13 protein-coding genes and 1 riboswitch are annotated in these 14,974 nt (G+C 36.8%); of the genes, 1 reads left to right on the forward strand and 12 read right to left on the reverse strand.

Going from position 1 to position 14,974, the window contains the following annotated elements:
- Positions 1-70: 70 nt before the first annotated feature.
- A riboswitch (SAM riboswitch) is annotated at positions 71-172 on the reverse strand.
- 110 nt (positions 173-282) lie between these two features.
- Entirely contained in the window at positions 283-339 is a 57-nt protein-coding gene (locus tag V7112_RS23875; RefSeq protein ID WP_438823909.1) for a hypothetical protein, read from the reverse strand.
- Between the two features lie 455 nt (positions 340-794).
- A complete protein-coding gene (locus V7112_RS17280) occupies positions 795-1,307 on the reverse strand; it encodes a hemerythrin domain-containing protein (RefSeq protein ID WP_335422084.1) in 513 nt (170 codons plus the stop codon).
- Positions 1,308-1,663: 356 nt separating this feature from the next.
- On the opposite strand from V7112_RS17280, the gene V7112_RS17285 reads away from it, so the two are divergent.
- On the forward strand, positions 1,664-3,379 hold the full coding sequence (locus tag V7112_RS17285; RefSeq protein ID WP_335422086.1) for a choice-of-anchor I family protein: 1,716 nt from the start codon (positions 1,664-1,666) through the stop codon (positions 3,377-3,379).
- A 125-nt stretch (positions 3,380-3,504) separates the two neighbouring features.
- On the opposite strand, the gene brnQ is transcribed toward V7112_RS17285, so the two are convergent.
- The 10 genes from brnQ to V7112_RS17335 form a co-directional block, all read right to left on the reverse strand.
- A complete protein-coding gene (gene brnQ, locus V7112_RS17290) occupies positions 3,505-4,818 on the reverse strand; it encodes a branched-chain amino acid transport system II carrier protein (RefSeq protein WP_335422088.1) in 1,314 nt (437 codons plus the stop codon).
- Between the two features lie 291 nt (positions 4,819-5,109).
- Positions 5,110-5,877, reverse strand: coding sequence for a PHP-associated domain-containing protein (locus V7112_RS17295; RefSeq protein ID WP_335422090.1), 768 nt, complete (start codon positions 5,875-5,877; stop codon positions 5,110-5,112).
- 14 nt (positions 5,878-5,891) lie between these two features.
- Positions 5,892-6,704 (reverse strand): energy-coupling factor transporter transmembrane component T family protein, encoded by an 813-nt coding sequence (locus V7112_RS17300; RefSeq protein WP_335422092.1) that lies wholly within the window; start codon positions 6,702-6,704, stop codon positions 5,892-5,894.
- Complete coding sequence (locus V7112_RS17305) at positions 6,697-8,406, reverse strand: ABC transporter ATP-binding protein (RefSeq protein ID WP_335422094.1); 1,710 nt, start codon at positions 8,404-8,406, stop codon at positions 6,697-6,699. Before V7112_RS17305 ends, V7112_RS17300 begins: the two co-directional genes overlap by 8 nt.
- Positions 8,396-9,271 (reverse strand): cell division protein FtsQ, encoded by an 876-nt coding sequence (locus V7112_RS17310; protein WP_335422096.1) that lies wholly within the window; start codon positions 9,269-9,271, stop codon positions 8,396-8,398. The genes V7112_RS17305 and V7112_RS17310 overlap by 11 nt, the downstream gene beginning before the upstream one ends.
- Before the next feature lie 198 nt (positions 9,272-9,469).
- Positions 9,470-10,324: a glycerophosphodiester phosphodiesterase gene (locus V7112_RS17315; RefSeq protein WP_335422098.1), complete on the reverse strand. Its 855-nt coding sequence runs from the start codon at positions 10,322-10,324 to the stop codon at positions 9,470-9,472.
- A gap of 140 nt (positions 10,325-10,464) precedes the next feature.
- Entirely contained in the window at positions 10,465-11,829 is a 1,365-nt protein-coding gene (locus V7112_RS17320) for an ABC transporter substrate-binding protein (protein ID WP_335422100.1), read from the reverse strand.
- 39 nt (positions 11,830-11,868) lie between these two features.
- Complete coding sequence (locus tag V7112_RS17325) at positions 11,869-12,684, reverse strand: carbohydrate ABC transporter permease (protein WP_335422102.1); 816 nt, start codon at positions 12,682-12,684, stop codon at positions 11,869-11,871.
- Complete coding sequence (locus tag V7112_RS17330) at positions 12,681-13,619, reverse strand: carbohydrate ABC transporter permease (protein WP_438823910.1); 939 nt, start codon at positions 13,617-13,619, stop codon at positions 12,681-12,683. Before V7112_RS17330 ends, V7112_RS17325 begins: the two co-directional genes overlap by 4 nt.
- A gap of 2 nt (positions 13,620-13,621) precedes the next feature.
- A complete protein-coding gene (locus V7112_RS17335) occupies positions 13,622-14,743 on the reverse strand; it encodes an ABC transporter ATP-binding protein (RefSeq protein ID WP_335422105.1) in 1,122 nt (373 codons plus the stop codon).
- Between the last annotated feature and the right edge of the window lie 231 nt (positions 14,744-14,974).

Here is a 14,974-nt window from a genome sequence, read left to right on the forward strand (position 1 = left end):
TCTACTGGATTAAATTAAAAAACCCTCTTCTAGACAAGAAGAGGGCGTACGTGAAAAGTTCAATACACTCTTCTTATCTTTTCAAGCATTTCGCTTGCTGGAATTGGCACAGTACAAAATGTCTGTTGCCGAGGCTTCAAAGGGCCAGTCCCTCCACCTCTCTGGATAAGAATAAAATGGTAATTTAGTTTTTGTTTGTTGTTATTAAATTACACTCAATTTCATTTGCTGTCAATCGATTTATTCAAAAATTTTCAAAAGAGGTAATTTTTAGTTATTTAGTCATGGTTGTTCGTGGCCATATAGTTTATACTCTTTCTCAAGTTCACTCAAAGTCAATTCATAAAGATGCTTATCATTTTTTTATAAATTCCAAGATTAATTAGATTGCTAATAAGTACTTTCTTTTTTAAGTGAACTGCGTTTCTTAAAAGATTCCCCATTTTTATCACCTCTATTTAGAAAAAGCTGTAAATCATGATTAGGTTTACGACACTTGTTTAAATACTTTATTTATTAGCCAAAAAATACAAATGGTACTTAAGATATAAGTGATTAGATAACTTATTATTACCAACATCAAACTTCCTCCATGATCTAACCTTTTGCTCTGACTCTCGTCATTATAGACAAGCAATCTCTTAAAATGTGTCGATTTATCTGGAATTAACAACTCTTAAACGAATTGTTAATCTCCGTTAACAAAAGAAAAACTTGTAATTAATTCTTAACCCTTGGGACTTCAAAATATAAAAGCCACGAATCTAATAATCCGCGGCAAAAAATAATATATTTCATTGGTTAAGAAGTATTCGCTCAAGCTCATCCATTTCTTCAGTTGACAATATTTTCTCCGCTAACGGAAACAGCATATTTTCTTCCTTTGCAAAATGTTGTGTTAATGTCGCATAAGCTTGGACCGCGTATACTGTAATAGTTTGCGCTTTGTATTCATCGATGCTCGCCCCCGCTTTCACCGCCTCGTCAAGAAAATCACGAAGATGCTGTTCCGCCTTATGATGTTCGAATTCCATTGTCTCAATTGTTCGATCATTTTCTCCAAGGTGACGGTTCATTAACGGAAACAAGCCTTCTTCCTCACGGTTCGAATGGACGCCTAGCATACCATTGAAAACTGAGACCTGCTCAAATAAATTTGCAAACAGTTCAAGAACTTCAGGACCGGATTCGAACTCGATTTCTTCCGCTGTCTCATAAAAACGGTCCATGTTTTCTCGTAATGATTTATGTTCATCCTTTAATTGCTGGAGTGGTGCACTTAATGTAATTTTAGGACCCTCTATCATTTTTGCCCTTATCCTCCTTCACCCGTACCATATGATTGGTCTTTTTCTACTAGCATACGCTAAATGCATGAAAAATTTAGTGATAGGAATCACGGTAGGTTTCAACTAAAAACTTCTATTTCAATATGTATCATTTATATAGTTCCTTTCATTCTATTTTGATTTCCCCCACGAAAAAATAAAGTGAGAATAGCTATTTCATTTACCACTTTAATTTCACCCTTACAATCTTTTAACAAGGAATCCAACTATTCTTTACAATTATTCAATAGTCTTTAAATATTGCTAGGTTACCATTTTTATATCTGTCGAAATGCTTTGGATTTAGATAGAAAATGATACCTGGAGGCAATAAGATGAAGAGTCATAAAAAGCTTAAAATGTTCAGTAAAGTTCTTTTAGCTGGGTTTTTACTAGGTTCGGTAAGCTCAATTACTGGTAATCATGCACATGCAAAATTAAATACTCCGAATTCCGATGGGGTTAAAAAAATTGCAGGTTATAGCATTGGTTTAACCAATGAAGATGGCGGTGTTGCGGAAATAGTTAAATATAATTCTGCCAACCAAAAGTTTTACGTGATTAATGGCCATGGACAGACAATTGATATAGTTAGTCTTAAAGATTTAGCCTCTACTGACACAGTGCAAGAACTGCAGAAAGAAAAATCTATTAATATTGCAGACGCTGTGAACTCCGAAACTTTTACTTATGGGGATTTAACAAGCATTGATATTAATAGCTCTAAAAATGTAATTGTTGCTGCTGTTCAAGATGAAGATTATACAAAGAGTGGAAAAATTGTTGTAATGAATCCTGAGGGAAAAATACAAAAAATGTTTGATGCTGGAGTTCAACCTGACATGGTTAAAATAACTCCTAATGGAAAGTACATTTTATCAGCGAACGAAGGTGAACCACGTCAAGGACTTCAAGGGGAAGACCCCGAAGGATCAATTACAATTGTTGACACTACATCTGGAAAAGTTAAACACATTACCTTTGATGATACAAGTGTGATTGATGATGATGTGCATATTCGCAAGAATGGGAAAAAAGCAGATGCAAGTAAAGATTTTGAACCTGAATACATTGCGATTTCAAAAGATGGTAAAAAGGCATATGTTTCCCTACAAGAGAATAATGCTATTGCTACAATTGATATTCAAAAAGGCAAGGTTTTATCAGTTAAATCTCTTGGTTATAAAGACCACTCTATCGCAGGAAATGAATTGGATGCAGCAAGAAACGGTAAGATAGAAATTGAAAAACTACCGATTTTAGGATCTTATATGCCAGATGGGATTGCGCATGTAACCATCCGTGGTGTCGATTATCTCGTTACTGCTAATGAGGGAGATGCAACAGAGTGGCCTGAGGATGAATCGGATTTTATCAATGTTGACGATTTTAAAGATGTTAAGGGTACGATTACACTAGACACAAGTCTGTTTAAAGGTATGACAGCGGAGGAAGCACAAGCCGAATTTGATAGAATGAAAAATTCAAAGGATTTTAATAAGCTTGAGGTCCTAACAGATCGCGGAAATGATGCTATTTATACATTGGGAGGTCGTTCTTTCTCGATTTGGAAGGCTGATACAATGGAGCTTGTCTACGACAGTGGAAGTGATTTTGAAAAAATTACAGCAGAGCTTTTGCCAGAAGTATTTAACTGGTCTAACGACGATGATGAATTTGAAAAGCGCAGTGCTAAAAAAGGACCTGAGCCTGAAGATGTGAAAGTTGGCATGATTGGGAATCAAGTCTATGCATTTGTTGGACTTGAGAGAATTGGCGGAGTTATGGCATATAACATTACCGACCCTCTGAATCCAAAGTTTGAAAACTATTTAAATACTAGAGATTTTTCGGAAGCAATAGCTGGTGATGTGGCACCTGAAGGACTTGAATTTATTGCACATAATGAAAGTCCAACTGGAAATCCCCTTGTTTTAGTAGGAAACGAAGTAAGCGGCACTGTCTCAGTTAATGAAATCCAAGTCAAGCAGGGGAAGCACGGCAAAACACATCCGGTAAAGAATAACAATCACGAAAACAAACTTAAATAACAATATATTTAGTACTACAATATGAGTAGTCATTAAAACCTAAAACACACGTCGCCTATCTCTTTGGGAAGAGGGAGGGACGTGTGTTTTATTTTTCAGAAACCTTTATTTAACAAGAAAGCTCCTTAATTAGCAACCGAATGCTCTTGCTCTTTAGCCTTCCCCTTTTCTTTAAATTTTCCAATCATTGCACCGCCGACGAATCCAATTAGTGCTGGAATTAACCATGCGAACCCATTACTGCTCAATGGAATCATCCCAATTAAACGAGTTAAAAATGGTATATTTACGGCCGCTGTCATAGCTTCAGCTACACTAATAATCACTGTTAATAACACGGCACCTTGAAAGGCGGCAGTGTTTGGTAAGCGCCTATGGAAGATGCCAACCAATATGACTACGATACAAATCGGGTAGATTGCCAGATAAAGCGGTGTTGCTATAAATATGATTCGATCTACACCTAATAATGCAATGACAATGCCAAGGACGCAAACGATGGCCGCGGTTGTTTTATAACTTAGCTTCCCTTTTGTTAAACTATCAAAAAATTGAGCAACAGCTGTAGTCAAACCAATCGAAGTAGTCAAACATGCTAATGCCACCACGATTCCTAATCCGTAAAGCCCGCCTTTACCTAATATAGTTTCTACAATCACTAATAATAATTCGGCCCTGTCTATGTTTTGTGGATACATCCCACTGGCTGAAGCACCTAAATATAAAAGCCCCGAATAGATGAGAACTAAAAAGATAAAGGCAACGAGCCCAGCAAATGCGGTCATTTTATTTCTTTCCCTTTCAGACCGATATCCCTTGCCAACAATATGTGAAATAAACACACTTGCAACCATAAAACTTACCAATAAGTCTCCTGTTTGATATCCGCCAAGAAAGGCATTAACAAAACTACTTGAAATCTCTGTGTCTACTGGTTGTCCAACCGGGTTTATGACTCCATTAATGATGATAGCAATTAAAATGACAACTAATGCAGGTGTTAAAAAGGCTCCCAATTTATCGATAACATTGTTCCTGTCATTTACAAAATAATAAGTTAACGCGAAGAAAATGATGACAATAGGTGCTGCCGGAATCGATGGGAAAACTGCCTGAATACCTAATTCATGAGTAACAGCCCCTGTTCTTGGAATGGCGATAAAGCTTGAAAACAACATAATGCCTAGCAGTATCCATTGTGAAAATTTAGGATGTACTTTTTTAGTCAACTGATCTACGGTACCACCTGCATAAGCGATAATATAAATCGCTATTATAGGGAAAATGACCCCAGAAATAATAAATCCGATGCTGCCGCTAAACCAATCTGCACCTGACTGTAACCCTAAAAATGGTGGGAAAATTAAATTCCCTGCCCCAAAAAATGTTGCAAAAAGCGCAAGTCCAATTATAATGCTATCTCTTAGAGGTTTTTTCATATGTAATTCAGCCCTTTTCTTTTATGTAACGATTTATTTGAAATATTTTTCTAGAATTTTTTAGTAGATAACAGTAGAAAATTTCGAATCCCAATTAAGCAATTTTCAATTATTCCTCCTTTTCCGAAATTTTTGGATAAACGATGCTGTATCGGCTACCTCATGCTGGTAATAGTACAATTATTTGAAAATATTTGTTAAATATAACACATAATTCACAAAAATAAAAATTTAATCTATCCCTTCGTCACTAAAAAAAGAGAGACACAGCTTTAACCGCGTCCCTCGCTCTTATTTCACGTTTTCGATTTCTAATTTAGCTTTTTCAATCTTTTTTAGTTGAACGGCCTCAGAGACTCTTTCATGCAAATCTTCAGCAACCTCAACCGTGAATTCATCGTTTGAAATGATTTGTTTTAATTCTCTAACGTTAGAGCATGGTTTCTCAAGAACAGTATAAACCGCACCGAATTGCTTGTAATGATGGGTATCACTTCCACCTACAACTGGTTTGTTAAGTTCCTCGGCAAATGAAAAAACATCGCTTATGTTTTCATCGACTCCACGAGTGTGTAGGTCCTTCCCGTTTAAATCGAAAGCATCCAACTGTTGAAGCAAAATTGGTTCTATTCTTAATAACGGGGTACTTGGTCTAAAAGGATGTGCCCCTATGACTAGCATGTCATACATAGATACAAAGTTTAGTAATCTTTCAATTGGAACAAATCTTCCTTCTTCGGTGTAGTTGTCTAAGCTATTACGCAAAGACCTCACATCTACACGATCACCAATACATAAGATATGACCAACCTCTTGAATATCTACTTCCATTCCAGGAAAGACCTTTAACCCTAACACGTTATAATAGCCATCTTCATAAGGAAAGTTTTCATCTAACGTATCATAAACCTCTTGAAAATTTTTAGTATTAAAATGTTCCGTTAACGCAACGGCATCTAAACCAGAATCAAGGGCATGTTTAGCCATATTAGTATAGTAATCCAGGGAAAAATCAAATCCCTTTGATAGTTTTCCATGTGTATGAAAGTCAAATTTCACTTTTACGCACTCCTTTATAAAACAAAATGTAAGCTATGAACTATGATCAAATAAAAAAAGGTAATGAATATAAAGGCATAATCATGATAGGTTATTTTTAAATAACTCGTTTTTAATTGAATGAGTTTACGATTATTCGATCCGTACGTAAAACCTTTTGTTTCCAGCGCTTCTACTGTTGTTCGAGAACGCTTTGCTGTGTTCAACATTAATGGATAAAAGGAACGAATAAAGATAAATAAAAAATATACAATCTTGCGCCAGTAAAGAATTCCATTCCGTTCAGGCGCCTTTCCTCTAAGTCGATATGAAAGAATAATTTGTTGAAATTCTTCAAATAAAGTGGGTAAAATACGATACCCATAAGCAATACTAAAAGAGAGTTTATCAGGGAACCTTAGTCTCAGGAGTGCATCACTAAACCGTTCTGGATTCATACTACTAAAAACGGAAACACTTGCTAGAGAAATAGCTGCTAGTTTAATACTTAACCAAATCATTGGAAGTAACGACACAAAACTCCCTCCAAATAGTAAAGATATAAGAAAAAGGAGCCCAACTTCCCCAATTAGACCTAGTACAAGTACTGTAATAATCAGGGGACTTACCTTTGCTTTATAGGTTAGAAACACCATAAAACAAAAATATCCAATTAAAATAATATGACTATAAATGAACCATGGTACTATTGCAAAGTAACAATACCAAATAAGTAATACGCGTGGGTCAAGCCTCGTTAACAAATTATCTTCTACACTATAGGCTGTTTTCACAAGCTCATTTTTAATATATTCCAAGGAAAACTTATCTTGGATTAACTTATCCATTTCCAACTAATTCACCTCGTTCTTTTTGCGAAATCCAAAATTCCACAAAGGAATCGACGGATAAATGTAATGGAATTTGAAGCTGTTTACTTAGTGAAACAATCTGTGGAACTACTAATCCAGCACGATCCAAGATAACTTCCTGACCAAATACTTCAGTCGTTGAACCTTCTTTAATTAGTTCACCATCATGCATAACAAGAATTCGTTCAGCCCATTCTGCGACAAGCTGCATATCATGAGTAGCAATAACAATCGTATCAACTTTTCTTCGGAGCTTCTTAAGCATCTTGATTACATTGTTCTTAGTAGCAATATCTAAATTTGCCGTTGGCTCATCTAAAATCATGATTGAGGGGCTCATCGCGACACCAATTGCCAAGGAAACACGTCGTTGTTGCCCACCACTTAGTAAACGAGCATCTCTATCCTGAAGGTCAGTTAAATCGAAATCAGCCAAAATCTGATCAACTTGCGCTGAGTAATCCTGAATTTTTCTCGCCTTCAAATAGTATTCAACTTCCTTCCGAACACTATCATCGATGAACATCTCTTCAGGGTTTTGGTAAATATATGCGACATGATTTGATAGAATTTCAGGTGTGTGTTTCTTAATAAGTAGATTAGAAAATTCCAGCTCCCCTTTTGTGTGTTTGACAATCCCGCTTATCACCTTAAGGAGAGTTGATTTACCGGATCCATTGTTTCCGACTAAAGCAATTTTATCTTCCTTGAAAAATGTAGTCGAAATCCCTTTTAATGCTGCCTTTTTGTGTTTACTAATGGTACGGTAGTGAACTGTTATATCCCGCAAAGATAGAACAGGCTCTTTATTCTCGTGTTCTACCGTATTAGCTTCATCATAAACAGGTCCTCTACCACTAAAATAATCCACTGCTTCATCCAATGTAATCGGATAGTCAGCGCTTTTATCGACACTATAGGCTGCTATTGTTACCTGTGGCGGATAAATTTGGTGGGATACTAAATCATCCACACTAGATAGAGCTTCTCGGACATTCTTCTTCCAGAATACTTTTCCTTTATCCATTAAGACGACATTGCTGCAATAATTGGCAATAAACTCGGTATGGTGCTCGATTGTGATAATCGTTAACCCATATTTTTCATTTAAATGCTTTAACACATCATATATTTGCGTAGCATGCCGAGGATCTAGCTGTGAAACAGGTTCATCGACAATGAGTATTTTTGGTTTCATCGCAATGGCACCAGCTAAAGCGAGTAAATGTTTTTTCCCTCCACTTAATTGCCATGTAAACTCATCACTTTCATCAGAGAGACCTGTAACTTCTAAGGCCCATTTTCCACGCTCTTTAAAATCTGATAACCCATAATTTAATGGGGCAAATGAGGCATCGTCAATCACCGTCGGCCGTAATAATTGATTCTCAAAGTCCTGGTACACATAACCGATTACTTTTGAAAGCTCCGCCACATCATGTTCAGACGGATTTAATCCATTTACGATGACATTTCCTGAAAATTCACCTACATAAAATCGTGGGATAAGTCCATTCATTGTTTTGCAAAGGGTTGATTTTCCCGAACCATTTCCACCGATAATCGCGAGGAACTCCCCTTCATCTATCGTTAAGGAAGCATTATTTAATACTTCTGCATCGCTACCAGGATATTGGAAGCTTACATTTTGAATCTCAACTATTGGTTTAGCCTGCACGGTTGATATCCTCTCCTGCTTTCGTTTCTTTGCCCTTTTTTAGTAAAAATAATATGATACCCAATGAGCAAACAGCAGCTACACCGATTACAATCCAAATCACCTTGTCACCATATAATTCAACAAATTCCGGTTCCCAGACTGCATATTCAAAATCCATTTCACTTAGCGTTTCTGCACCGAAAGCAACAACAGATAGGATAATGCCTGTTATAATAAACTTCGGTGTAAATACCTTTCCTGCTGAAACTCGAACTTGACTTGTACGAGGCTTCATTCCTAATAATGGTTCAATTTTCCCGTATAATCGCGGCACTAAATACACCGTTGGAAGTAAAACAAATAATGTTCCAGTGAAGATTAAATCAGTTAGAAACTCTACTCCTTCGATAACGATTATACTTTCTGCTAACCCTTCCACAGCTTCGAAATCCTCTACCCCGATAACTACCTTTAAGATATCTACCAATGTGGCAAGTACAAGGAAAATACCATATCCTGTGATCGCCGCAATCCCAACTTGAGATGTTTTTTTAGGGTTGCGAACCATCATTCCGCCGATTGCCATTCCAAGAGAAAATAGAATGAACTTTTCAATTTCTCCAATCCCACCAAATTGTCCTAGCATCAGTTCACCGAAGATAATTTCACCTGTTGATGCACCAATTGCAGCATAAAGCGGATGGAATAAAATACATAATGTCAAAGGAATGAATGCAAAGGCATCAATGGACAATTCGATTGGGCCTAGCTTTAATGAAGGAACCAATTCCGTAAACATATTGCTTAACCCATAAAGACACATCGACAAAATAAAAACCATCATCTTTTGAGACTGCGTTAATTCATACGGCTTTTTAATCATGATACTTTCCTCCTAATCATTTATAGCCCTTATTGTAAGCAAGATTTGTTAACCTCGTGTTAACAGATATTGGATTTAGAGTAAAGTATAGTAAAGTCTGGGGAAGAAGGACCGGCTCATCGTCCCAGAATCTACACGTATATTAATATTAATTTGTAAAAAAATGGTAGGACGCAGATCCTGTCCCCGCGTCCCTATTTATACTATCTTCATTTGTTCATCTCTAATGCGTATGGCCCTATCCGGATAATCTGTAATAATCGTATCAACATGCAAACTTAATAATCTTTCAATTTCAGTTGGTTCATTGACAGTCCAAACCCTTAACTTATGAAATAAACCGTGGAAAAAATCCTCATTATCCTCATTTGCCTTTTGGTTCAAATAATTTATTACTTCCGTTGGTAAGTGCATCGGGAATTGTTCATTTAATTGTAGTAGCTGCTGGTATATCTCTCTTTTAGGTAAAAGAATCGTTTTGTTTAGATGTAAAGCCTCCAAATCTAAGGTATTTATAAAATCGGATGAAAGGGAAATGCCATCATTTAGTAACCAAGCAATTTTCGCACTCGGAGCAAGCTGTTTCATTCGTAAAATCGAAGGCAAATGGAAGGATGAATAGATAACATTCCGATTCTTTCCATATTGTTCAACGATATTTTTAACCTTCTCTTCAATTCCTTCATAAGCTACCGAAGAGGTTTTTAGTTCTATATTAAGTTCAACATGATATGGTTCCAATAATATCAGAACCTCTTCTAGTGTAGGAACCTGTTCTTTATTCCAAGCTTCTTCATATTCTTGAAAGTGAGTAAACGGTTCTCCAGCGCTATATTTTTTGATTTCAGCTAAGGTCAAGTCTTTAATCCAACCCTCACCATTTGTTGTCCGCTCAAGAGTTTCATCATGAATCACAACAACTTCCCCATCCTTTGTCAAATGAACGTCTAATTCTAACCCGTCAACACCATGATCAATCGCTTTTTCAAAACTAAGTAAAGTATTTTCCGGATAGATCCCCTTCGCTCCACGGTGCCCATAAATTTTTGTCATCGAAAATCAACCCTTCCTCCCGTTTTTTTGTGGGACAGAGGGACAGGTTCATCGTCCCAGGTTTTAATCACCCTAAATATCATTGGAGTCTATTGTAAAAAAATTGTGGGACACGGTACCTGTCCCCGTGTCCCTTTCAATTATTTTGCTCTTGCTTTATTTGCTTGTTCAATTGCTTTATTGAATTGGTCTACTGCAGTACTGTAGGCTTCGTCAACAGATCCGCCATTATATACGGATTCAAGTGCCGATTCCATCACTTTTCTTCCTTGTGGAAGCATATCCATTAAAGCACCTTGTGTCGCAAAAGATGATTTAGTTGCTTGTAATTGTTCAACTGTTACTTGTAATTGTGGCTTTTCAGCATGCGCATCAATTACCAATTGTTCCTCGTATGCATCTGGGTTGATGGCAAAGTAGCCTGTACCAACATGCCATTTAGCTTGAACTTCTGGAGTCTGTAAATATTTCATAAATTCCCATGCTGCTTTTGTTTCCGCTTCTGGTTTTTCATCAATCATCCAAAGACTAGCTCCACCAATTACGACCCCTTCACGTTCCTTATCTTCAGGGTGTGGAAGGAATGCAATCCCTACTTCAAATGGAGCATTGTCGATAACATCCCTTGCACTTGCTGAAGATTGTAAGAACATCGCTACATCGCCTGCTAAGAATCCAGCAACCATGTTATCTCCATTTGTTCCATAATTCGCAAATGTACCGTCATCAACCATTCGTTTAACCCATTCAAAAATGGACTTTCCTTCTTCTTCTGTCCAGCCAATTTCAGTTGGTGTATCTGAACGACCATTGTCATTGTTCAGTAGTAAAGCACCTTGATTTGCTAATAATTGCTCCCATAACCAACCATACGCTTGCAAAGCGAAGCCTTTCATTTCTGGATTCGATTTAGCAATTGCTTTACCAGCACCCTCTACTTCTTCATAAGTTGCTGGTGGTGTTTCTGGATCTAAACCAGCAGCAATAAATGCATCCTTGTTATAGTACATAACTGGTGTTGAAGAGTTAAATGGCATTGAATAAAATTTTCCATCTAATGAGTAATAATTAATAATATTTTCTTCTAATCCACTCATATCATAACCATCAGCATCTACTAATTCCTGAATTGGTTTGATATTTCCACTATTAATCATAGACATCGTTCCAATTTCAAACGTTTGAATCATTGTCGGAGCACTATCCGTTCCTGCAACAGCATTAAATTTTGTTAGTGATTCATCATACGTTCCTTGGTATTCCGCATTTACTTGAATCTCTTCCTGTGAATTATTGAAGTCTTCAACAATACTATTCAATGCTTCTTGACCCGCACCACCCATGGAGTGCCAGAATGTCACAACTTGTTGCTCACTATTTTCTTTAGAATCCGAGCTTTTACCTGAATCTGTGTTATTGGAGCTATCTCCAGAAGTAGAATCTCCTCCACAAGCCGCCAATAGTAAAAGCAAACCTATTGCAAGAAACATCAGTATTTTTTTCATTTTTTCTCGCTCCCTTTTATGATATTGTCGAGGAATCTGTTATTTTACAGCGCCCTCTGTTAAACCTGTTTGTAGCTTCTTTTGTCCTAAGAAAAGTAAAATTAATGTTGGGATGATCACGATAACTGCACCTGCCATAATGACGCCCCAATCATTTAATTGTTCCTGTGTCTGTAATTGCTTTAAGCCAATTTGCACCGTACGAACCGTATCGTTGGTGGTGGCTAATAGTGGCCAAAGATACATATTCCACGATGTTAAAAATCCATATATGCCTAATGTGACCAAGCTTGTCTTTGTTACAGGTAATACGACTGTTAAGTAAAATTTGAAATCACCAATCCCTGCAATTTGGCTTGCTTCCCTTAATTCTTTAGGAATTTGTTTAAAGTTCTGACGTAACAAAAATGTTCCAAAGGTTGTTGCAAAAAATGGAATCGTTAGCCCAGCATAACTATCAAGCCAACCTAAATCACGGATAATGTGAAAGTTCGGAATAATGGACGCCTCAAAAGGAACCATCATTGTCGCAATAAATAGGTAAAATAAGACATCTCTTCCCTTAAACTCTAAAAACACAAAAGCATAAGCAGCTAGACTGGATAATGCCAATTGTCCAAGCATAATCACAATCGACACTACAAAACTATTAATCAAATATTGAATTAACGGAAATCGTTCAAAAGCTGCAACATAATTATCTGCTGTTAGTGTGGTCGGCAAACTGGCCGTTAAAATATCTTGGTTCGTCATGAAACTCATGACAATCGCCATCACCGCCGGTCTGGCAATTAGAATCGCTGAAGAGATCAATAATAGATAGAAGATTACTTTTCTTCCTAATGGCACCATCATTGATAGTGGACCCTCCTCTCGCCCAGCTTAAATTGCAGTGCAGTCATTAATAAAATTAGAATGAATAACACGATTGCCTGGGCACTAGCTGAGCCGAACTGATAATTCACAAATGCTTCACGGTAAATGGAATACACAATCAAATTCGTTTCATTCGCTGGTCCACCTTGGGTTAAAATATCAATTTGCCCAAATGTTTGGAACGAATTGATAATGGAGACGGTAATCACAAAGAATATGGTCGGTGAAAGCATTGGAACCGTAATTCTTCTAAATTTATAAAAATAGCCTGAACCCTCAATATCAGCACTTTCATATAAAGAGGTGTCGATGGACTGTAATCCACCTAACAAAATTAAGAATGTGAACCCAATATTCATCCAAATCGTAGTAATCGCAATCGCGATCATTGCCCATTTTGGATCTGTGAGCCAGCCAATTGACTCTGCTCCAAAACTTTTAAGTATTTGATTTAATAACCCCATTGTAGGATTGAATAAGTACAGCCAAAATACGGAAGCAGCAGCAACCGATACGCCCATGGTTGAGGTAAAAATGGTCCTAAAAAAGCCAATACCCTTTAGCTTTTCATTGGAAATAACGGCTAGAAACAAACTAATAACCACCGTTGCAGGTACCGTATAAATTACAAACAAAAAAGTTTTTTTAAAGCTTTTTAGAAAAATAGGATCTGAAAACATATACATATAGTTTTCCAACCCAACAAATACGGTTGTTGCTCCCTTTGCATCTGTCAAAAAGAAACTTAGATACATTGTCTTAAACAAGGGGTAAAACACGAAAACACCAAACAAAACAATCGATGGTAATAAAAATAGAATTCCTTTAAGCAAACTAGTCATCCGTTTTTGTTTTTTTGCTTTTTCAATTTGAACTGCAAAGGTTTCCTTGTTTTCAATGATAGGACTTAGCATGCTCATATAGCTAAAACCTCTTGTTTCTTCCCAAGTTCAGCAGATTTGAGTAACTTACCTGTATCTCCATCAAAGAACAGTATGTATTGGGGTAAAATTTGCACAGGCACACTTTGTCCAAATTGGATATTCCACTGTCCTGGCCATTTTGCCGTCCATAATTCTGAACCAACATCAAAAGCAATGGATGTTTCATTTCCTAATTGTTCAATATTCACTGCTTCCAAATATGTAATTTGATCTTCACTTTCAAAGCCTGAAAATAAATGCTCTGCTCGAATACCAACAACTAAGTTCCGATCTCTCGGCACATCCTTTACAATCATTGGATCAACTGATATATGTAATTGATTTTCTATTATGAGTTGTGTACCATCCTCTGAAAATACAACCTTCCCTAAATTCATTTTTGGTGAACCGATAAACGACGCAACAAATAAATTTTCTGGTTCATTATATAAGGTAATCGGTTTACCAACTTGTTGAATCTTACCTTCATTTAAGACCATTATTCGGTCACCCATCGTCATCGCTTCGACTTGGTCATGAGTAACATAGATCATGGTTAGCCCCAAGCGTTTTTGCAATCTACGTATTTGTACCCGCATATTAGAACGGAGCTTTGCATCCAAATTAGAGAGTGGCTCATCCATTAAGCATAATGGGGCATGACTTACAACTGACCGTCCAAGTGCGACCCGTTGTCTTTGACCTCCGGAAAGCTCCCTTGGTTTCCGCTTCAATAATTCGCTTAATCCTAACATTTCTGCTGCCTCTTTAAGCCTGCTCTGCTGTTCTTGTTTATCCACTTTTCTCGCTTTTAATCCAAACAAAATATTTTGTTCAACCGTTAAATGTGGATATAATGCGTAATTTTGAAAGACCATGGATAAATCCCGATTTTTCGGTGGGAGATGATTCACTACTTCATTTTTAATCTTCAATATCCCCCCAGAAATTTCTTCAAGTCCTGCTATCATTCGAAGCAACGTACTCTTCCCAGAACCAGAAGGACCAACAAGTACGAAAAACTCACCTTCCTCAATCGAAACATTAATACCATCCAATACATCCTTTTGTTTATCGTATGATTTAGAGATGTCAGCTAATTCAACCTGACTCATGCCAAACCTCCTTCCTAATTACAAAATCATTAAACCACAATTAGTACTCAAAAAAAGCGGATTTACAGATTTTTGACAAACATTTACATGGGAATGAATAACCGAAATTTATCTTCATAAACTAAACAAATTTTTCACAATAAATAAGCCCGATGAACTATTTACATCGTCCCAGATTCTACACGTAGATTCATATTAATTTGTAAAAAAATGGTGGGACACGGGACCTGT

It is taken from the genome of Bacillus sp. JJ1566, from assembly GCF_036962685.1.
Taxonomy (GTDB): domain Bacteria; phylum Bacillota; class Bacilli; order Bacillales; family Bacillaceae_L; genus Ferdinandcohnia.

What these genes read in the sequence shown, in the direction of transcription:
- V7112_RS17280 (WP_335422084.1), bottom strand. Translation starts at nt 1,307, where the DNA reads ATGATAGAGGGTCCTAAAATTACATTAAGTGCACCACTCCAGCAATTA.
- V7112_RS17285 (WP_335422086.1), top strand. Translation starts at nt 1,664, where the DNA reads ATGAAGAGTCATAAAAAGCTTAAAATGTTCAGTAAAGTTCTTTTAGCT.
- brnQ (WP_335422088.1), bottom strand. Translation starts at nt 4,818, where the DNA reads ATGAAAAAACCTCTAAGAGATAGCATTATAATTGGACTTGCGCTTTTT.
- V7112_RS17300 (WP_335422092.1), bottom strand. Translation starts at nt 6,704, where the DNA reads ATGGATAAGTTAATCCAAGATAAGTTTTCCTTGGAATATATTAAAAAT.
- V7112_RS17310 (WP_335422096.1), bottom strand. Translation starts at nt 9,271, where the DNA reads ATGATTAAAAAGCCGTATGAATTAACGCAGTCTCAAAAGATGATGGTT.
- V7112_RS17315 (WP_335422098.1), bottom strand. Translation starts at nt 10,324, where the DNA reads ATGACAAAAATTTATGGGCACCGTGGAGCGAAGGGGATCTATCCGGAA.
- V7112_RS17320 (WP_335422100.1), bottom strand. Translation starts at nt 11,829, where the DNA reads ATGAAAAAAATACTGATGTTTCTTGCAATAGGTTTGCTTTTACTATTG.
- V7112_RS17325 (WP_335422102.1), bottom strand. Translation starts at nt 12,684, where the DNA reads ATGATGGTGCCATTAGGAAGAAAAGTAATCTTCTATCTATTATTGATC.
- V7112_RS17330 (WP_438823910.1), bottom strand. Translation starts at nt 13,619, where the DNA reads ATGCTAAGTCCTATCATTGAAAACAAGGAAACCTTTGCAGTTCAAATT.
- V7112_RS17335 (WP_335422105.1), bottom strand. Translation starts at nt 14,743, where the DNA reads ATGAGTCAGGTTGAATTAGCTGACATCTCTAAATCATACGATAAACAA.